Here is a 17,476-nt window from a genome sequence, read left to right on the forward strand (position 1 = left end):
GCTTTTTTTATTTCTTTTGTACTCGTGTACTGGTACAGTGCGTCACACCCATCGTGGGAAAGTATTTTTGACTGGAGATTTCGGTAAATGGCGACACTAACCACTACGGCAACCCGTCCGTCCCTGTTTGGCGGCGTGGTGATCATCGGCGGCACGATTATCGGCGCGGGCATGTTCTCGCTGCCGGTGGTGATGTCCGGCGCGTGGTTTTTCTGGTCGCTGGCGGCGCTGGTCTTCACCTGGTTCTGCATGTTGCACTCCGGTCTGATGATCCTCGAGGCCAACCTTAACTACCGGATCGGCTCCAGCTTCGACACCATTACCAAAGATCTGCTCGGTAAGGGCTGGAACCTGGTCAACGGCGTGTCGATCGCCTTTGTGCTGTATATTCTGACCTACGCCTATATTTCAGCCAGCGGCTCGATACTGCATCATACGTTTAGCGAGATGTCGCTGAACGTACCGGCGCGGGCGGCGGGTTTTGGCTTTGCGCTGCTGGTGGCATTTATCGTCTGGATGAGCACCAAAGCGGTGAGCCGCATGACGGCTATCGTGCTTGGCGCCAAGGTGATCACTTTCTTCCTGACCTTCGGCAGTCTGCTGGGGCACGTCGAGCCGACGACGCTGTTTAACGTCGCGGAAAAGAACGCCTCCTATGCGCCATACTTGCTGATGACGCTGCCGTTCTGCCTGGCCTCGTTTGGCTACCACGGCAACGTGCCGAGCCTGATGAAATACTACGGAAAAGATCCACGTACCATCATCCGCTGTTTAACCTACGGTACGTTGCTGGCGCTGGGTCTGTACGTGGTCTGGCTGCTGGTGACGATGGGCAATATCCCGCGCCCGCAGTTTATCGACATCGCGCAGAAGGGCGGCAACATTGATGTGCTGGTGCAGGCCCTGAGCGGGGTGCTGAACAGCCGGAGCCTGGATCTGCTGCTGGTGGTGTTCTCTAACTTTGCCGTCGCCAGCTCGTTCCTTGGCGTCACGCTGGGGCTGTTCGACTACCTGGCGGATCTGTTTGGCTTTGACGACAGCGCGCTGGGGCGTTTTAAAACTGCGCTGCTGACCTTTATTCCGCCGATGATTGGCGGGTTGGTGAAACCCGATGGCTTCCTCTACGCCATCGGCTACGCCGGCCTGGCGGCGACGATCTGGGCGGCGATTGTACCGGCGCTGCTGGCTCGCGCCTCGCGTAAACGCTTCGGCAGCCCACAGTTCCGCGTATGGGGCGGAACACCGATGATTGTGCTGATCCTGCTGTTTGGCCTGGGCAATGCGGTCGTGCACATTCTGTCGAGCGTTAATCTGCTGCCGGTTTACCAGTAAGAGGCTTACCCGGTGGCGCGACGTCCACCGGGCCTGGATTTTGATTAACCCAACAATTCCTCTTTCACCTGCATCGCTAAATCGAAAGAATGCAGGCGCGCCTGGTGGTCGAAGATCTGGCCATTGACCATGATTTCGTCCGCCTCGGTTTCCCGCAAAATCGACTCTAAGCCGTGGCGGACTTTGGTTTTATCACCCACCAGCGACATGCGCAGCGCCTGCTGCACGCCATACTGCTCGGACGCTGACCACAGCTGATGCATATTTTCCACCGGCGGCGGTAGCTGTCCGGTTTCGCCGCGACGTAGCTTCACAAACGCCTGCTGCATGGAAGTGAAGAGAAACTCCGCATCGCGGTTGCTGTCGGCGGCGATGATATTAATGCACACCATGGCATACGGTTTTTCCAGCCGCGCTGAGGGCGTAAAGTTGCTGCGATACAGGTGCAGGGCCTGGAACAGCATATCCGGCGCGAAGTGCGAAGCGAATGCGAACGGCAGGCCGAGCTGCGCCGCCAGCTGGGCGCTGTAGAGGCTTGAGCCCAGCAGCCACACCGGAATTCGTTCGCCATAGCCGGGAACCGGGCGCACGTGCGGGTTCGGATCGCGGGCGTCAAACCAGTCCACCAGTTCCGCCACATCGCGCGGGAAGTTATCGACATCGCCGCTCATATGGCGACGCAGGGCGCGCATGGTGGGCTGATCGCTGCCCGGCGCGCGGCCAAGGCCGAGATCGATGCGTCCCGGATAGAGCGTATTGAGCGTACCGAACTGCTCGGCAATCACCAGCGGAGAGTGGTTGGGCAGCATCACCCCGCCGGACCCCAGATGCAGGGTGGTGGTATTGGCTGCGAGATAGCCAATTAGCACCGAGGTCGCTGCGCTGGCAATGCCGACCATATTGTGGTGCTCCGCCAGCCAGTAGCGGTGATAGCCGCGCGATTCGGCCAGCCGGGCGAGATCCAGAGAGTGGGTAAAGGCTTCTTTAGCAGAAGATCCTTGCGGGATCGGCGCCAGATCGAGCACCGAGAACGGAACAGATTTGTCAGTCATAAAGGCTCACTTTGCTACAGCATCGTCATCAGATTGAAGGTCTTCTTCCAGCCTGGCGCATCCAGGACGCGCCAGCCAGAAAAGCTGCATCTTTAATAATGCATTAAAATCTGAGCACTGCTGTTAACAAAGTGAGCGGTTTATCAGGCCTGCAGCGCCAGCCCAGGCAGCCGTTTCCAGTAGCCGTTGCAATCGCTGTTGCCGGTGAGCGCCAGCGGCGCAGCGCCGTTTTCATTGGCGCGGAAGGCGTCGAGCATGGCGAAGGTCTCGTTGCCCATCGGCGACAGGCGCACCATATCCACCAGGCCGTGCATGGACGTCAGCTCATTGCCCAGGTTGTAGACATAGCCGCTCATGGTCTGGATACCGTTGAGCACGAACACCTGCTGGTTCTCCTGGGACAGCATGCTGCGCCCGGTTGGGTACTTGATGCAGCAGGTCTCGCACTCATCCTTTGGCCGATCTTCCGAGCGGGCGGTAAAGCAGCGGGCGGAATAAGCCAGCGGCAGATGGCCGTAGCTCAGCACTTCGACTTCAAACTGATTGCGAATACCCAGCTCTTCGCACTGGGTCAGTAAATTAGCCAGCCAGTCGCGGGAAAGCTCCACCGGCATGCACCAGCGCACCATACCTTGCTTAAGCAGCAGACGCAGAGTGACGGCGTTGTAGCAGTTCAGCGCATGCCCGGCGACGAACGGCAGCTTGCGTTCGGCGCAGAGGTTCACCACGCCCAAATCGCTGGCCTCAATCAGGAACTCACCGTTATCGACATAGCGCTTCAGCTCGCCCAGTTCAGAGGAGGCCTGCACCAGCGCGAGGGTAGACAGCACCACCTGCTTGCCGCTGCCGGCCAGCGCTTTCGCCATCTCGATCCAGTCGCCGACTTTGGTGGCGCGGCGTTTGCTGCACACCGCTTCGCCGAGATAAATGGTGTCGGCGCTGCAGTTTGCCGCCTGCTGGTAAAAATCTTCCAGCGTCTCTTTTGGCCAGTAGTAAAGGACCGGCCCTAATGAATATTTCATGTTTCTCACTGCCATTTACGGTGATAGGCGCCAAGGGTGGTTTGTGTCCCTTCGGACATGGAGCCAAGGGTTTCCATCCATGCGGATTGCGGCACGAAATTCTGCGGATCGGCTTTGCAGCGATCGATCGCCTGGCGCCAGACTTTCGCCACCTGGGTGACGTAGGCTGGGCTGCGCTGACGGCCTTCGATTTTCACTGAGGCGATATTGGCGGCCATCAGCTCCGGCAACAGTTCCAGAGTGTTGAGGCTGGTGGGCTCCTCCAGCGCGTGATAGCGCTCGCCATCGACCAGGTAGCGGCCTTTACACAACGTTGGGTAGCCCGCGTTTTCCCCATCCTGATAGCGGTCAATCAGCACCTCATTGAGACGCGATTCCAGCCCCTGCGGAGTTTGCTGCCAGCGCACGAAGCGCGCAGGCGAACAGGCGCCGACGGTGTTGGGCGATTCGCCGGTCAGGTAGGAAGAGAGATAGCAGCGGCCTTCCGCCATGATGCACAGGCTGCCGAAGGCAAAGACTTCCAGCGGCACCGGCGTGGCGCGGGCCAGCTGTTTCACCTGGTGAATAGATAACACCCGCGGTAGTACGACGCGCGCCACGTCGAAGTTGCGATGATAGAAGCGAATGGCCTCTTCATTGGTGGCGGAAGCCTGTACCGACACATGGCGTTCTATATGAGGATAGCGCTCCGCGGCGTACTCCAGCATGGCAATATCGGCCAGAATGAGCGCATCGGCGCCCAGCTGAGCCGCCATATCCACCGCGCGCTGCCAGCGGGCGTAGCCGTCGGGGTGGGCGAAGGTGTTGATGGCGATATGCAGCTTACGACGGTGCTGATGCACAAAGCTGACGGCTTCCTGCAGTTTCTTTTCGGTGAAATTAAGGCCGGCAAAGTGGCGGGCGTTGGTGTCATCTTTCAGCCCGATATAGACGGCATCGGCGCCGTTTTCGATGGCCGCCTTAAGCGCCGGAAGGTTACCGGCTGGGCAGAGCAGCTCCATAATTTTTCCTGAAAAATGCGGCCCGTCAGGGACGCTGAATGGTTAACGAGCAGGGATTTTAGTTAACCTTCTGGTGACAATTTTTGATTTGAGGCAGTTAAAAGTGTATTGGCGGCGCCAATAACTGGCTGCCGTCATCGCGTTTTTGTTGATTTACGCCGCTATGTTGTTTATGTGATATGGCACAATAGCGGCACAATTGCATTCATGGAGTAAAGCTTGTGTTGGATAAACTGCGTTCCCGGCTGGTCCACTTTGGCCCGTCTTTAATGAGCGTGCCGGTTAAGCTGGCGCCTTTTGCCCTCAAGCGCCAGGTGCTGGAGCAGGTGCTTAGCTGGCAGTTTCGCCAGGCGCTGGCGGAGGGTGAGCTGGAGTTTCTCGAGGGGCGCTGGTTAAGTATTCATGTGCGTGACATCGGTCTGCTGTGGTATACCTCGGTAGTCGATGGTCGCCTGGTGGTCAGCCAGCAGGCCGACGCCGACGTCAGCTTCAGCGCCGACGCCAGCGATCTGTTAATGATCGCCGCGCGCAAGCAGGATCCGGATACGCTATTCTTCCAGCGTCGTCTGGTTATTGAAGGCGATACGGAGCTGGGGCTGTATGTAAAAAATTTGATGGACGCCATTGAGCTCGAGCAGATGCCCAAAGCGCTGCGCGTGATGTTGCTGCAACTGGCGGATTTTGTCGAAGCTGGACTGAAGAGCCCGCAGAAACCTGAACAGACATCGGTAGGTGAGGCATGCTGATTCGAGTGGAAATTGGGATTGATGCACCGGGAATCGACGCGCTGCTGCGTCGTACCTTCGGCCGCGATGCCGAAGCGCAGCTGGTGCACGATCTGCGTGAAGATGGACTGATCACGCTGGGGGTAGTGGCAACGGATGATGAAGGCCAGGTGATCGGCTACGTTGCCTTCAGCCCGGTTGCGGTGGAAGGTGAAGAGCTGCAGTGGGTCGGCCTGGCGCCGCTGGCGGTGGATGAACGCTATCGCGGACAGGGCATTGGCCGGCAGCTGGTCTATGAAGGGCTGGATTCGCTGAATGAGTTTGGCTATGCCGCGGTGGTGACGCTGGGGGACCCGGCGTTATACCGTCGCTTTGGTTTTGAACCGGCCGCGCGCTTCGATCTCCGCTGCCGCTGGCCGGACAGCGCGGAGGCGTTCCAGGTGCATCGCCTGGCGGATGACGCCCTCGAAGGTGTCCACGGCCAGGTCGAATACAGCGACCACTTTAATCGTTTTTAAGCCTTGCCAGCAGGGTTTCAACGGTATCCTCTCCGGCAACGAGGCGCTCTTTTTCGCGCTTCGTTAGCTGCTTAATGCGGTATTCCAGCCGCAAAGCAAGTGAGTGTTCACCAACTTCATGACTAAAGGCCAGTCGCAGGTCGCCTTTGCCGCGCAACGCCTTCGCGCCTTTCCCTGCCTGATGCTGGCGAAAGCGGCGCGGCACATCGGTGGTGATGCCGGTATAGAGGCGATTATCCGCGGTTCGAATGAGATACAGAAACCAGCACACGGTCACAAAGTCACTATGGTAAGGTGTATGCACCATAGCATAACGGAGAAGAAAGATGGATACGCTTGCCGCCATTGGCCGCTGGCTGAGTAAACAGCACGTCGTCACCTGGTGCGTCTCCCGTGACGACGAGCTGTGGTGTGCGAATGCCTTTTACGTCTATGACCCGGATACCGTGGCCTTTTATCTGCTCAGCGAGGAGCACACCCGCCACGGCCAGATGACCGGCGAGCGGGCGAAGGTGGCCGGGACGGTCAACGGTCAGCCCAAGACCGTGGCCCTGATCCGCGGCGTGCAGTTCCAGGGCGAGATCCGTCGTCTGCGCGGCGACGAAGAGGCGCGAATGCGCCAGCGCTACGTCAAGCGCTTCCCGGTGGCCCGCATGCTGTCGGCGCCGGTCTGGGAGATTCGTCCGGACGAAATCAAGTTTACCGACAACACGCTGGGATTCGGGAAAAAGCTACACTGGCGGCGCGATGCCGGCGCCGAGCAGGCGTAGCGCTTCGCGATTGAAGGCCGGCAGATCGTCCGGCGTTCTGCTGGTGACCAGCTGTTCGTTATCGGCCACCACCTCCTGGTCGTAAAACTCGCCCCCGGCGTTTTTCACATCCACCACGATCGGTTTTACCGCCGTGAGCTTGCGCCCGCGGATCACATCGGCGCTGATCAGCAGCTGCGGGCCGTGGCAGATGGCGAAGACCGGCTTCCCGCCGTTGACAAAATCGCGCGTAAAGGTGACAAAGCGTTCATCCCCGCGCAGCTGGTCCGGGGAATAGCCCCCTGGCAGCAACAAGGCATCAAATTCACCCGGTGTGACGTCATCAATGGCCCGATCGATGGCGACCTCTGCTTCTCCCTGTTTACCCTTCACCGTCTTGCCAGCCTGCTTTTCGATCGTCACGACCTGATGCCCGGCGAGCTTAAACGCCTCGGCGGGAGAGGTAAATTCAGAATCTTCAAAGTCGTCGGTAATGAGCACGGCTATCTTTTTACTCATGCTTCCTCCGCTGTCTGGATGGTCAATGAGGTAATTCCATGATGATGGTGGATACTTACCTTGTAAGGTATTAAGCCTGGAACATGAGCGCGAAAGTGCAAGGCAGAGAATTCCGTAAAGGAGAATCAATGAGTCAGGTATTATTGACCGGCGCGACCGGGTTAGTTGGCGGTCACTTACTCCGGCTGCTGCAGAATGAACCCCGCATCAGCACCATCGCCGCCCCGACGCGTCGCCCACTGGCGCCGGCGGAAGGCGTGTTTAATCCGTACGATCCGCAGCTGACCGATGCCCTGGCGCAGGTGGTCGACCCGGTCGACATTGTCTTCTGCTGTCTGGGAACGACGCGCCGGGAAGCGGGAAGTAAAGAGGCCTTTGTCCATGCCGACTTTACGCTGGTTGTTGATACGGCGCTGACCGGCAAACGGCTAGGCGCTCAGCATATGCTGGTGGTCAGCGCGATGGGCGCTAACGCCCACTCGCCGTTTTTCTACAATCGGGTGAAGGGGGAAATGGAGGCGGCGCTGATCGAGCAAGGATGGCCGCGGCTGACCATTGCCCGGCCGTCGATGCTGTCAGGCGAGCGGGAAAAAAAACGGACCAATGAGACCTTCCTCGAACCGCTGTTCCGACTCTTACCGGGGAACTGGAAATCCATTGCGGCCCGCGACGTGGCGATTGCCCTGCTGGAGGAGGCGCTGTCGCCCACTCACGAAGGGGTGCAAATTCTGTCATCGTCCGAGCTGCGGGAGCGCGCCGCGCGGCAGGCGGAATAGCGGTTTGCAAACGCAGGCTTCCGGCGTAGTATTCACGGCTTCAATTCATATCCACATTTCTTGCTGGGGAATGCTATGGCTGGTCAGTCTTCATCTCAGGCGGCGTCACCATTTCAATGGTGGAAACCCGCGCTTTTCTTTCTCGTCGTGATTGTCGGCCTGTGGTTCGTCAAATGGCAGCCGTACTACGGGAAAGCCTTCACCGCGGCGGAAACCCACAGTATCGGTAAATCCATTCTCGCCCAGGCCGACGCTAATCCGTTAAAGGCGGCGTGGGACTACGCGATGGTTTACTTCCTTGCCGTCTGGAAGGCGGCGGTGCTCGGCGTGCTGCTCGGGTCGCTGATTCAGGTGCTGATCCCGCGCGACTGGCTGCTGCGCACCCTGGGGCAATCGCGTTTTCAGGGGACGCTGCTGGGGGCGATTTTCTCGCTGCCAGGCATGATGTGCACCTGCTGCGCCGCGCCGGTCGCGGCCGGGATGCGCAAACAGCAGGTGTCGATGGGCGGGGCGCTGGCGTTCTGGATGGGCAATCCGCTGCTCAACCCGGCGACATTGGTGTTTATGGGCTTTGTTCTGGGCTGGCAGTTTGCGCTGGTTCGCCTGGTGGCGGGCCTGGCGACGGTGCTGATTGTCGCAACGCTGGTGCAGAAATGGGTAAAAGAGGCGGCGACGCAGCCTGCCGTGGTGCCTGAAGCGCAACCGGAAGCGGCCCAGGGCGGTTTCTTTAGCCGCTGGCTGCGGGCGCTGTGGACGTTGTTCTGGAACACCATCCCGGTTTATATCCTCGCGGTACTGGTGCTGGGGGCGGCGCGCGTCTGGCTGTTCCCGCACGCCGATGGCGTGGTGGATAATACCTTGTTCTGGGTCATCGCGATGGCGATCGCCGGCTGCCTGTTTGTGATCCCTACCGCGGCGGAAATTCCGATTGTCCAGACGATGATGCTGGCAGGGATGGGCGTCGCGCCGGCGCTGGCGCTGCTGATTACGTTGCCGGCGGTGAGCGTGCCGTCGCTGATTATGCTGCGCAAAGCCTTCCCGGCCAAAGCACTGTGGCTGACCGGCGGGCTGGTGGCGCTGTGCGGCGCGATTGTCGGTGCGCTGGCGCTGGTGTAGTGTGCTGTAAACGTACGGATAGCCGGATGGTGTGCCGGGCGGCGCTACGCCTAATCCGGCACATAACGAACAGGGGACTGCAGCCCGGCTAAGCGTAGCGCCAGCCGGGAAACTGCAGCTTTATTTGATGTATGTAAAGGCGGTAGTCACCCGGGACACGCCGCTCACCCGGCTGGCGATATCCGCCGCCGCGCGGCCTTCACGGTCGGTCACCAGCCCCATCAGGAAGACTTCGCTGTTTTCCGTGGTCACCTTCACGTTCGAGGATTTGACCTGATCGGTGCCCAGCAGCTGCGAACGCACCTTGGTGGTAATCCAGGTATCAGAAGAGGCGGTGCCTAAACCAATCGGCTGGCCCTGGCGCACTTCGTTAAACACTTCCGTGGTTCCTTCCACGCCCATGGCGATTTGCTTGGCGCGGGCTGAGAGGTCCGGCGTCGGCGACTGACCGGTCAGCAGGACTTTGCCCTGATAAGCGGTAACGTTGATGCGGGCCTGTTTCTTAATCTGTTCATCTTTCGACAAGGCGCTATTGACGCGCAGTTCCAGGGTGCTGTCATCGACCTGGGTTCCCACCGTACGCGGGTCCGTTGCGGCTTTAGTGCCGACTGCTGCCGTTCCGACTACCGCGGCGGCAACGCAGCCCTGCAGCAGTAGTGCAGAAAGCAGGATGGCGAGGGGCGAGAGAGCCTTCATGTGTTCTCCTTAATCGTCCTGGTGTGGAAAAAGAGTGTTATCTATCAAATCGCACAGACAGTTGACGGTCAGCATATGCATCTCCTGGATACGCGCGCTGCGGTGCGAGGGGATGCGAATTTCGACATCCTGCTGACCTAACAGGCCCGCCAGCTCACCGCCGTCATAGCCGGTCAACGCGACGATGGTCATGTCGCGGGTCACGGCGGCTTCCACTGCCTTGACGATGTCCCGGCTGTTACCGCGCGTGGAGATTGCCAGCAGCACATCGCCGGCGTGTCCCAGGGCGCGCACCTGCTTGGCGTAAATCTCGTCATGCAGGCGATCGTTAGCGATGGCAGTTAAGACCACATTATCGGTGTTTAGTGCAATGGCGGGTAAACCAGGGCGTTCCGTTTCAAAACGATTAATCATGCTGGCAGCAAAATGCTGTGCGTTGGCGGCGGAAGTGCCATTACCACAACAGAGGATTTTGTTGCCGTTGAGCAGGGACTGCACGAGCGTCATCGCCGCCCGGGAGATGGCGTCCGGGAGTGCTTCTGCTGCGGCAATTTGGGTTTGAATGCTTTCGGTAAAGCAGGCTTTGATTCTGTCGAGCACGGGATCCCTTACTTCTGGTATTACGCTATTCGCCAAAGGCGTTTTTTAGCCATTGGATGTCGTTTCCGGTGAAGGCTACCACATCGAAACGGCAATCCACAGTCTCAAAGCTCCCATTCTGTCGGCAGAGCCACAAACGGGCGGCTTTAAGGAGGCGTTGCTGTTTTTGCGGGGTGACGCTGGCCGCCGCGTCACCGTACAGGGCGCTGCGGCGGTAGCGCACCTCGACAAAGACGGTGACGGCGCCGTCGCGCATGATGAGGTCAATTTCGCCGCCACGCTCGCGGGCGTTGGCGGCGATAAAACGCAGGCCCTGGCCTTCCAGCCAGCGGCGAGCACGGTGTTCCCATGCATCGCCGGTCTGTTTGCTTAGCTGGCCGGGACGATTTGTCCCTGCTGGTACTTGAGCCATGACAGTTTCCTGTTAATCACGCAGTCCTGAGTCGCCGTCAGATCGCCGGTATTCCCGTTCAGCTCGAAGCCCGGCGTCTGGCGCATTTGCGTGAAGTGGTTTGCCAGCGACCAGGCGTCAGCGCCCATCGCATACAGACGCGCCAGCGAGTAGTCATTGCGCACCGCAGACAGCGCCTGCTGCATCAGCGCCGGGTTGCTGCCAGCCAGCATCGGGATTTCGCTATACTGCAGGCCTTCCATCTCCAGACGGAAATCCGGACCGGCGGTGCCCTGCGCGCTGCGCGAGCTGGCGTACAGGGTGACATTGCTCTGGCTGCCGTTGCGCATCGCGATCATGGGTTTGATATAGCCAATCTGTTCCGGGGTGGCGAGGATGTAGGCCGCGTCGACGCTGCCGCCGCTGCTAACCGGCATCTCATCCGCACTGCCGAGGACGCTGTTCTGCGCTGATGGCAGGGTGGAGACCGGGGTGCCGCTCAGCGCAATGCCCCCTCCGCCGTTAACGCCGGCGCGCAGCTCCGCCGTGGAGCCAAAACGCTGCTGCAGAACGCTGGCGCCGCCCAGCTTCAGCCACTCGTCGGCAAACGCGCTGACCACACGATCGCCCAGCGCGCCGCGCGGAACCAGCAGCAACGGCGTCTGTTTGCCCTGTTGATGGATATGTCGGGCGGCGTCACGCGCTTCGTCTTCCGGCGACAGCGCGAAATAGCAGATATTAGCGCGGCCTTCGACCTTCTCCGGCTGGTTGAGCGCCAGCACGTTGAGCGGCGTATTGCTCTTGATAACATCTTCGACGTTCTCTTTCAGCAGCGGTCCGACGACGAGGGTGGCGCCGTCCTGCTGAGCCTGAGCAAGCAGCTGGCCGATCGGCTGGCTGGTGGTATCGTAAATTTTCAGTTCTGCAGAGGGGTTGGCGGCGGTGGCGACCACTGGCTGCGGCTGTGCGGCCGGGGCAGTGACCGGCTGGGTGGCCGGAGAGGCGGTGGTCTGCGGCGCGGCGACCGCTGCCGGGGCCTGAGCGGCCGGCTCCGCGGCTGGCGTTGCCTGGGTTTGCGCCGGGGCCTGCACCGGTTCAGCGCGACTTCCGGTAGCCGTAAGATCGCTAATTTCCGCCTGCGACGGGCTTACCACGTCATCATTACCGGACGTGTTCGCCGCCTGGGCGACCTGAGCGGGAACCGCGCTGCCCGTCACCGACGGCGCGCCGTTTTTGGCGGCTTCGAAGCCCTGCTGGATGGTGCGGCCGAAGATCGACGCCTGGCCGTTCAGCGGCAGGAAAAGCGCAATCTTGTTGATGGAGGCGGGCTTATAGTTTTGCATGTTCACCAGCGCCGTCGGCAGCATTTTGGCGCCCGGGTTTTGCGGGTAGCGCGTCTGCCAGTCTTTGACGCCGGCTTTCAGCAGCGTGGGATCGTTGCGGTTGTCAAACCACATCCGCTGCAGATCCAGCCAGCCCTGGAGGGTATTTTCATCGGCATTGATCACCAGCGCATTGGCCTGATCCTGGGTCATCGCGGTCAGCGCTTGCCAGGTTGCGTCAATATTTTGCTGGCGCTGTTTGGCATCGCTCAGCAGCGGCTGCTGGGCGATTAAGGCGCGCAGAAGCGTAACCGATGGTTTACCCTGGCTGGCATCGATTTGCGCCTGCCAGTAGCGCGCCTGCTGAGGCTGCTCCAGGCTTGCCGGGTCAAGCTTAGCCAACAGAGTACGGGCCCCCTGATAGTCGTTCTGCGCCAGCTTCACTTCTATCGCCAGCAGTGACTGTTCACGGGCCTGGGTGCTGTCCAGGTTCGACGGCAGCTGGTTAAACAGGTCGATGGCCTGCTGCTTCTTTCCTTCCTGCAGCAATGCACGAATGGCGAGTAATTGCCAGTTGGTCTTGCTATCATTCGTGCTTTGCTGCATCTGCTGCAAGTAGAAACTGGAGTTGGCCTGCGACGTACCCTGCATAAACGCCGTACTTTGATCCTGCGTGTGGGTGCCGCAGCCAGCAAAAAGAAGAGTAGCCAGCAATACGGGCAGACAGCGCGCGGGCTTAGAACGAAGAAATGTTGACGGTACCATAAGTGTCCAGTGATATTTTTTTGGCTCAATGCTCAATATTAAATCGGCAATACGGACGAGACAATGAAACAACACGAATCAGCGGATAATTCTCAGGGGCAGCTCTATATTGTGCCCACTCCGATAGGAAATCTGTCTGATATCACGCAGCGCGCACTGGAAGTGTTGCAAGCCGTTGATTTAATTGCTGCGGAGGATACCCGCCACACCGGTTTGCTGCTGCAGCATTTTGCGATTAACGCCCGCTTGTTTGCGCTTCATGACCATAACGAGCAGCAAAAGGCGGAAACACTTCTCGCTAAACTGAAAGAAGGGCAAAACATCGCGCTGGTCTCCGATGCCGGCACGCCGCTGATTAACGACCCAGGCTACCATCTGGTGCGCACCTGTCGTGAAGCGAATATTCGCGTCGTACCGCTGCCGGGACCCTGCGCGGCCATCGCCGCCCTCAGCGCCGCCGGTTTGCCCTCCGATCGTTTCTGCTATGAAGGCTTCCTGCCGGCGAAATCGAAAGGCCGTCGCGATACCCTGAAAGCGCTGGAAGAAGAGCCGCGCACCCTCATCTTCTACGAGTCGACCCACCGGCTGGTGGAGAGTCTGGAAGATATCTGCGCGGTACTGGGAGAATCCCGCTACGTGGTGCTGGCCCGCGAGCTAACCAAAACCTGGGAATCGATCCACGGGGCGCCGATTGGCGAGCTGGTGGCGTGGGTCAAGGAAGACGAAAACCGTCGCAAAGGCGAGATGGTGCTGATCGTCGAAGGCTTTAAGGCGCAGGAAGAGGCGCTGCCGGCGGCGGCGCTGCGTACCCTGGCGCTGCTGCAGGCGGAGCTGCCGCTGAAGAAAGCCGCTGCGCTGGCTGCGGAGATCCACGGTGTGAAGAAGAATGCGCTGTATAAGTATGCCCTGGAGCAGCAGGGGGAGTGATCCTGTAAAACCAGTGAAAGCAACCAGCCCGGATAAATCCGGGCTTAAAGTGGTTAAACCCTTACGCTCTCGATCAGGTCACCGGCGCCGGGTTAAACACCGCCAGCTGGTTATGCAGACCCCATTGATCGGAGAAGGTTTTCTTGCGTCCGCTGGCGACGTCGAGAATGAATTCGAACAGCTTCAGCCCCACATCCTCAATCGTCTCTTCGCCGGTGGCGATGGTGCCGGCGTTAATGTCCATTAAGTCATACCAGCGGTTAGCCAGCTCGGTACGGGTCGCCATTTTTATCACCGGTACCGCCATCAGTCCGTAAGGCGTGCCGCGGCCGGTGGTGAATACCTGCACCGTGATGCCAGAGGCCACCTGCTGGGTGCCGCAGATAAAATCGCTGGCGGGGGTGGCAGCGTAAATCAGGCCGCGTTTGGTCGGGCGCTGCCCAGGGGAAAGCACCTCAACGATGGCGCTTTTGCCTGATTTGGCAATCGACCCCAGCGCTTTTTCCACCACGTTGGCCAGGCCGCCTTTCTTGTTGCCGGGGGAGGGGTTGGCGCTGCGGTCGGTTTTGCCCATGTCGAGATAGTTATCGTACCAGGCCATCTCTTCCAGCAGGCGTTGACCTACCTCTTCGTTGATTGCCCGCGGGGTCAGCAGATGGATAGCGTCGCGGACTTCGGTCACCTCTGAGAACATCACCGTCGCGCCGCAGCGCACCAGCAGATCGGAGGCGTAACCCACCGCCGGGTTGGCGGTCACGCCGGAGAAAGCGTCGCTGCCGCCGCACTGCATACCCACCACCAGCTCAGAGGCCGGGCAGGTTTCCCGCTGACGCTGGTTGAGTTTCGCCAGATGGCGCTCGGCGACCTGCAGAATGTCATCGACCATTGATTTAAAGCCCACGTGCTTTTCATCCTGCAGGCTGACGATGCTGGCGCTGTCCACCGGGATGCTTTTGACATCTTCCGTCCCCTGCAGCAGGCGTTCGGGCTGCAGCTTTTCACAGCCAAGGCCAATGACCATCACCTCGCCGCCTAAGTTCGGGTTAAGGGCGATATTGTGGATGGTGCGAATCGGCACCACCGCCGCTGGCGCATTAATCGCTACGCCGCAGCCATAGAGGTGATTCAGACCCACCACGCCGTCGACGTTGGGATAGTTCGGCAGCAGGTCGCGTTCAATGAGTTTCACCACGTAATCGACCACGCCCGCAACGCAGTGCACGCTGGTCGTGATACCCAGCAGATTTTTGGTGCCCACGCTGCCGTCGGCATTGCGGTAGCCTTCGAAGGTGTAGCCTTCCAGCGGCGGTAGCGGGGCGGGCACTTTGGTGGCCAGCGGCAGGGTGTTCAACGGCGGGGCGGTAGGCAACTCCACTAACGACTCGTCAATCCAGCTTCCCTGGGGGATGTCGCGCACCGCGAAGCCAATGACTTCTCCGTAACGGATAATTTCACCGCGGGCAGGGATATCCGCCAGGGCGACTTTATGCCCCTGAGGGATGTGCTCGATGAGCGTCAGGCCGTCCGGAAAACGCGTTCCGGCGGTCAATCCCCGATCGTTGACAATAATCGCCACATTATCTGTTGGGTCAACTTTTATATAAAACGCGGTCGGCGATGGTTGTCGAATTGAAATATCGGCCATTGTCCAGTTATCTCCAAACAGGTGCTAAAAATATAATTAAATGGTCATTCTGGCGCGGTAGAGCAGAATAATGAAATAAAGAATGTCAGGTGTGTCGGTATGAAGATGTGATCTAAATCACTCCTTATCGCCATGGACGCGTGCGGTGGGCGGGCAATCGTAAGAAGTGTGGATTAGCGCCCATGGCTTAAGGCGATTGCCCAACTTAAGCTTTAAAAAATGTATTTATATTGTGTTTATGCATAGTGTCTGGCGAGTTGGCGCTGACTATACTGAGTCGTGTTTTTGTGACGTCCGATATCTGCATGGTTGGCCTTTGAATCGCGGGTTAATAATTTAGCCGTGACCTAATGAATAATAAAAAATGGTTAATTTGCGATGGGCTTACATTTTCCGGACTCAAGGTCAGGGAATAAAAAAGGACACCCATTCGCCGGTTTACTCTGCGGATAATATTTGGGGTCAGGCGATACGCTTTTCCAGCCTAATGGGGCTCTCTCGCCGGGCTGGTGATATAACGAATGAATTGCAGAAGTTAGCAACGGTTAACGCAAGGTAAAAATCATGGATAACGCAATTTTCCCGAACAAATTTAAGGCCGCGCTGGCGGCTCATCAGGTGCAGATTGGCTGCTGGTGCGCGCTGGCCAATCCGATTAGCACCGAGGTGTTGGGTCTGGCGGGTTTCGACTGGCTGGTACTGGACGCGGAACACGCGCCGAACGACGTCACCACGCTTATCCCGCAGCTTATGGCGCTGAAAGGCAGTTCCAGCGCTCAGGTGGTTCGCATGCCGACCAACGAGCCCATCATTATTAAGCGCATGCTGGATATCGGCTTCTATAACTTCCTGGTGCCGTTTGTCGAGACGGCTGAACAGGCGGCGCAGGCGGTGGCTTCTACCCGCTATCCGCCGGAAGGGATCCGCGGGGTTTCCGTTTCCCATCGCGGCAATATGTTCGGCACCGTGCCGGACTACTTCGCCCAGTCCAATAAGAACATTTCCGTTCTGGTACAGATTGAGAGCCAGATCGGGGTGGACAACGTCGAGGCGATTGCCGCGACCGAAGGTGTCGACGGCCTGTTCGTCGGCCCGAGCGACCTGGCCGCCGCGCTAGGTCATCTGGGCAATGCCGCCCATCCTGAGGTGCAGCGCGCCATCCAGCATATCTTCGCCAGCGCGAAGAAGCACGGTAAGCCAAGCGGCATTCTGGCGCCGGTGGAGGCCGATGCGCGGCGCTACCTGGAGTGGGGCGCCTCTTTTGTCGCCGTCGGCAGCGATCTGGGCGTCTTCCGTTCCGCAACCCAGAAACTTGCTGATGCCTTTAAAAAATAGTCACCAGGATGAAGAGAGAGAACAATATGACAATCAAAGTGGGTTTTATCGGTCTTGGCATTATGGGCAAGCCGATGAGCAAAAATTTGCTGAAGGCGGGTTACTCGCTGGTGGTGTCTGACCGTAACCCGGAAGCGATTGCCGACGTGATTGCCGCGGGCGCAGAGACCGCGACCACGCCGAAGGCGATTGCCGAGCAGTGCGACGTGATCATCACCATGCTGCCGAACTCGCCGCATGTCAAAGAGGTGGCGCTGGGGGAGAACGGCATTATTGAAGGCGCGAAACCGGGCACCGTGGTGATCGACATGAGCTCTATTGCGCCGCTGGCCAGCCGGGAAATCAGCGAAGCGCTGAAGGCTAAAGGCATTGATATGCTGGACGCGCCAGTAAGCGGCGGCGAACCAAAAGCGATCGACGGCACCCTGTCGGTAATGGTCGGCGGCGACAAGGCGATCTTCGACAAATATTACGAGCTGATGAAAGCGATGGCCGGCTCCGTGGTGCATACCGGCGACATCGGCGCGGGCAATGTGACCAAACTGGCTAATCAGGTGATTGTCGCCCTGAACATCGCAGCCATGTCCGAAGCGCTGACTCTGGCCACCAAAGCCGGCGTCAATCCGGATCTGGTTTATCAGGCGATCCGCGGTGGTCTGGCGGGGAGTACCGTACTGGATGCCAAAGCGCCGATGGTGATGGATCGTAACTTCAAGCCGGGCTTCCGGATCGATCTGCATATTAAAGATCTGGCCAATGCGCTGGATACCTCCCACGGCGTGGGCGCTCAGCTGCCGCTGACGGCGGCGGTAATGGAGATGATGCAGGCGCTGCGTGCGGACGGTCTGGGCACCGCTGACCATAGCGCGCTGGCTTGTTACTACGAAAAGCTGGCGAAAGTGGAAGTGACTCGCTAACAAGAAGAGCTCTGCGCGGCCCGGTGGTTATGCCTGGCGCAACAGTATCAGACTGCCACGGCGGGGCG

General features: G+C 59.1%; 19 protein-coding genes. 9 read left to right on the forward strand and 10 right to left on the reverse strand.

Translation table 11 applies throughout. The features are described from left to right. Window positions 1–87 precede the first annotated feature (87 nt). A complete protein-coding gene (mtr, locus tag L2I46_RS08230; protein WP_032454170.1) occupies window positions 88–1,332 on the forward strand; it encodes a tryptophan permease in 1,245 nt (414 codons plus the stop codon). Between the two features lie 44 nt (window positions 1,333–1,376). Here the strand turns inward: mtr and L2I46_RS08235 are convergent, their stop codons facing one another. The 3 genes from L2I46_RS08235 to ubiU all read right to left on the reverse strand — a co-directional run bounded on the left by L2I46_RS08235 (window position 1,377) and on the right by ubiU (window position 4,407). Next, a complete protein-coding gene (locus L2I46_RS08235; protein ID WP_017899898.1) occupies window positions 1,377–2,384 on the reverse strand; it encodes a luciferase-like monooxygenase in 1,008 nt (335 codons plus the stop codon). Window positions 2,385–2,527: 143 nt separating this feature from the next. Continuing rightward, entirely contained in the window at window positions 2,528–3,406 is an 879-nt protein-coding gene (locus tag L2I46_RS08240; RefSeq protein ID WP_023291112.1) for a U32 family peptidase, read from the reverse strand. Window positions 3,407–3,411: 5 nt separating this feature from the next. Further along, window positions 3,412–4,407 carry a ubiquinone anaerobic biosynthesis protein UbiU gene (gene ubiU / locus L2I46_RS08245; RefSeq protein ID WP_004206164.1) on the reverse strand — a complete coding sequence of 332 codons (996 nt, stop codon included), beginning with the start codon at window positions 4,405–4,407 and terminating at the stop codon, window positions 3,412–3,414. A 221-nt stretch (window positions 4,408–4,628) separates the two neighbouring features. Between ubiU and ubiT the strand changes: the two genes are divergently transcribed. Both ubiT and L2I46_RS08255 read left to right on the forward strand, forming a co-directional pair. Continuing rightward, window positions 4,629–5,153, forward strand: a complete 525-nt coding sequence (gene ubiT / locus L2I46_RS08250) for a ubiquinone anaerobic biosynthesis accessory factor UbiT (protein WP_002918231.1) — start codon at window positions 4,629–4,631, stop codon at window positions 5,151–5,153. Further along, complete coding sequence (locus L2I46_RS08255; protein WP_023291110.1) at window positions 5,147–5,650, forward strand: GNAT family N-acetyltransferase; 504 nt, start codon at window positions 5,147–5,149, stop codon at window positions 5,648–5,650. The genes ubiT and L2I46_RS08255 overlap by 7 nt, the downstream gene beginning before the upstream one ends. Here the strand turns inward: L2I46_RS08255 and L2I46_RS08260 are convergent. Then, on the reverse strand, window positions 5,637–5,927 hold the full coding sequence (locus L2I46_RS08260) for a GIY-YIG nuclease family protein (RefSeq protein WP_032429219.1): 291 nt from the start codon (window positions 5,925–5,927) through the stop codon (window positions 5,637–5,639). The two genes, L2I46_RS08255 and L2I46_RS08260, sit on opposite strands and share 14 nt — an antisense overlap. A 49-nt stretch (window positions 5,928–5,976) precedes the next feature. Between L2I46_RS08260 and L2I46_RS08265 the strand changes: the two genes are divergently transcribed. Beyond that, complete coding sequence (locus L2I46_RS08265) at window positions 5,977–6,420, forward strand: YhbP family protein (protein WP_023291108.1); 444 nt, start codon at window positions 5,977–5,979, stop codon at window positions 6,418–6,420. Here L2I46_RS08265 and L2I46_RS08270 read toward each other — a convergent pair. Beyond that, window positions 6,382–6,918: a type 1 glutamine amidotransferase domain-containing protein gene (locus L2I46_RS08270; RefSeq protein WP_236947733.1), complete on the reverse strand. Its 537-nt coding sequence runs from the start codon at window positions 6,916–6,918 to the stop codon at window positions 6,382–6,384. The two genes, L2I46_RS08265 and L2I46_RS08270, sit on opposite strands and share 39 nt — an antisense overlap. A 128-nt stretch (window positions 6,919–7,046) precedes the next feature. Between L2I46_RS08270 and L2I46_RS08275 the strand changes: the two genes are divergently transcribed. Beyond that, a complete protein-coding gene (locus L2I46_RS08275; protein ID WP_032454169.1) occupies window positions 7,047–7,694 on the forward strand; it encodes an NAD(P)H-binding protein in 648 nt (215 codons plus the stop codon). 75 nt (window positions 7,695–7,769) lie between these two features. Then, the gene (locus L2I46_RS08280) at window positions 7,770–8,810 is read left to right on the forward strand and encodes a permease (protein ID WP_023291106.1); all 1,041 of its coding nucleotides are present in this window, start codon (window positions 7,770–7,772) and stop codon (window positions 8,808–8,810) included. A gap of 120 nt (window positions 8,811–8,930) precedes the next feature. On the opposite strand, the gene dolP is transcribed toward L2I46_RS08280, so the two are convergent. Genes dolP through L2I46_RS08300 form a run of 4 tightly spaced genes read right to left on the reverse strand, consistent with a single transcriptional unit; the run spans window position 8,931 to window position 12,584 of the window. Continuing rightward, the gene (dolP, locus tag L2I46_RS08285; RefSeq protein WP_023291105.1) at window positions 8,931–9,506 is read right to left on the reverse strand and encodes a division/outer membrane stress-associated lipid-binding lipoprotein; all 576 of its coding nucleotides are present in this window, start codon (window positions 9,504–9,506) and stop codon (window positions 8,931–8,933) included. Between the two features lie 9 nt (window positions 9,507–9,515). Next, window positions 9,516–10,106: a DnaA initiator-associating protein DiaA gene (gene diaA, locus L2I46_RS08290; protein WP_002918211.1), complete on the reverse strand. Its 591-nt coding sequence runs from the start codon at window positions 10,104–10,106 to the stop codon at window positions 9,516–9,518. 25 nt (window positions 10,107–10,131) lie between these two features. Further along, complete coding sequence (locus tag L2I46_RS08295) at window positions 10,132–10,518, reverse strand: YraN family protein (protein ID WP_023291104.1); 387 nt, start codon at window positions 10,516–10,518, stop codon at window positions 10,132–10,134. Beyond that, window positions 10,476–12,584 (reverse strand): penicillin-binding protein activator, encoded by a 2,109-nt coding sequence (locus L2I46_RS08300; protein WP_236947735.1) that lies wholly within the window; start codon window positions 12,582–12,584, stop codon window positions 10,476–10,478. The genes L2I46_RS08295 and L2I46_RS08300 overlap by 43 nt, the downstream gene beginning before the upstream one ends. Before the next feature lie 63 nt (window positions 12,585–12,647). On the opposite strand from L2I46_RS08300, the gene rsmI reads away from it, so the two are divergent. Then, on the forward strand, window positions 12,648–13,511 hold the full coding sequence (gene rsmI, locus L2I46_RS08305; protein ID WP_004144878.1) for a 16S rRNA (cytidine(1402)-2'-O)-methyltransferase: 864 nt from the start codon (window positions 12,648–12,650) through the stop codon (window positions 13,509–13,511). Window positions 13,512–13,584: 73 nt separating this feature from the next. Here rsmI and garD read toward each other — a convergent pair whose 3' ends face one another. Next, window positions 13,585–15,156 carry a galactarate dehydratase gene (gene garD, locus L2I46_RS08310; RefSeq protein WP_236947737.1) on the reverse strand — a complete coding sequence of 524 codons (1,572 nt, stop codon included), beginning with the start codon at window positions 15,154–15,156 and terminating at the stop codon, window positions 13,585–13,587. A gap of 564 nt (window positions 15,157–15,720) precedes the next feature. Between garD and garL the strand changes: the two genes are divergently transcribed. Together garL and garR are read left to right on the forward strand one after the other, a co-directional pair. After that, the gene (gene garL / locus L2I46_RS08315) at window positions 15,721–16,491 is read left to right on the forward strand and encodes a 2-dehydro-3-deoxyglucarate aldolase (RefSeq protein WP_236947739.1); all 771 of its coding nucleotides are present in this window, start codon (window positions 15,721–15,723) and stop codon (window positions 16,489–16,491) included. A gap of 26 nt (window positions 16,492–16,517) precedes the next feature. Further along, the gene (gene garR / locus L2I46_RS08320) at window positions 16,518–17,408 is read left to right on the forward strand and encodes a 2-hydroxy-3-oxopropionate reductase (RefSeq protein ID WP_032454164.1); all 891 of its coding nucleotides are present in this window, start codon (window positions 16,518–16,520) and stop codon (window positions 17,406–17,408) included. Window positions 17,409–17,476: the final 68 nt, after the last annotated feature.

This window comes from Klebsiella sp. 2019SCSN059 (genome assembly GCF_021739525.1).
GTDB lineage: Bacteria > Pseudomonadota > Gammaproteobacteria > Enterobacterales > Enterobacteriaceae > Klebsiella > Klebsiella quasipneumoniae.

What these genes read in the sequence shown, in the direction of transcription:
- mtr (WP_032454170.1), top strand. Translation starts at nt 88, where the DNA reads ATGGCGACACTAACCACTACGGCAACCCGTCCGTCCCTGTTTGGCGGC.
- L2I46_RS08235 (WP_017899898.1), bottom strand. Translation starts at nt 2,384, where the DNA reads ATGACTGACAAATCTGTTCCGTTCTCGGTGCTCGATCTGGCGCCGATC.
- L2I46_RS08240 (WP_023291112.1), bottom strand. Translation starts at nt 3,406, where the DNA reads ATGAAATATTCATTAGGGCCGGTCCTTTACTACTGGCCAAAAGAGACG.
- ubiU (WP_004206164.1), bottom strand. Translation starts at nt 4,407, where the DNA reads ATGGAGCTGCTCTGCCCAGCCGGTAACCTTCCGGCGCTTAAGGCGGCC.
- L2I46_RS08255 (WP_023291110.1), top strand. Translation starts at nt 5,147, where the DNA reads ATGCTGATTCGAGTGGAAATTGGGATTGATGCACCGGGAATCGACGCG.
- L2I46_RS08265 (WP_023291108.1), top strand. Translation starts at nt 5,977, where the DNA reads ATGGATACGCTTGCCGCCATTGGCCGCTGGCTGAGTAAACAGCACGTC.
- L2I46_RS08270 (WP_236947733.1), bottom strand. Translation starts at nt 6,918, where the DNA reads ATGAGTAAAAAGATAGCCGTGCTCATTACCGACGACTTTGAAGATTCT.
- L2I46_RS08275 (WP_032454169.1), top strand. Translation starts at nt 7,047, where the DNA reads ATGAGTCAGGTATTATTGACCGGCGCGACCGGGTTAGTTGGCGGTCAC.
- L2I46_RS08280 (WP_023291106.1), top strand. Translation starts at nt 7,770, where the DNA reads ATGGCTGGTCAGTCTTCATCTCAGGCGGCGTCACCATTTCAATGGTGG.
- dolP (WP_023291105.1), bottom strand. Translation starts at nt 9,506, where the DNA reads ATGAAGGCTCTCTCGCCCCTCGCCATCCTGCTTTCTGCACTACTGCTG.
- L2I46_RS08295 (WP_023291104.1), bottom strand. Translation starts at nt 10,518, where the DNA reads ATGGCTCAAGTACCAGCAGGGACAAATCGTCCCGGCCAGCTAAGCAAA.
- L2I46_RS08300 (WP_236947735.1), bottom strand. Translation starts at nt 12,584, where the DNA reads ATGGTACCGTCAACATTTCTTCGTTCTAAGCCCGCGCGCTGTCTGCCC.
- rsmI (WP_004144878.1), top strand. Translation starts at nt 12,648, where the DNA reads ATGAAACAACACGAATCAGCGGATAATTCTCAGGGGCAGCTCTATATT.
- garD (WP_236947737.1), bottom strand. Translation starts at nt 15,156, where the DNA reads ATGGCCGATATTTCAATTCGACAACCATCGCCGACCGCGTTTTATATA.
- garL (WP_236947739.1), top strand. Translation starts at nt 15,721, where the DNA reads ATGGATAACGCAATTTTCCCGAACAAATTTAAGGCCGCGCTGGCGGCT.
- garR (WP_032454164.1), top strand. Translation starts at nt 16,518, where the DNA reads ATGACAATCAAAGTGGGTTTTATCGGTCTTGGCATTATGGGCAAGCCG.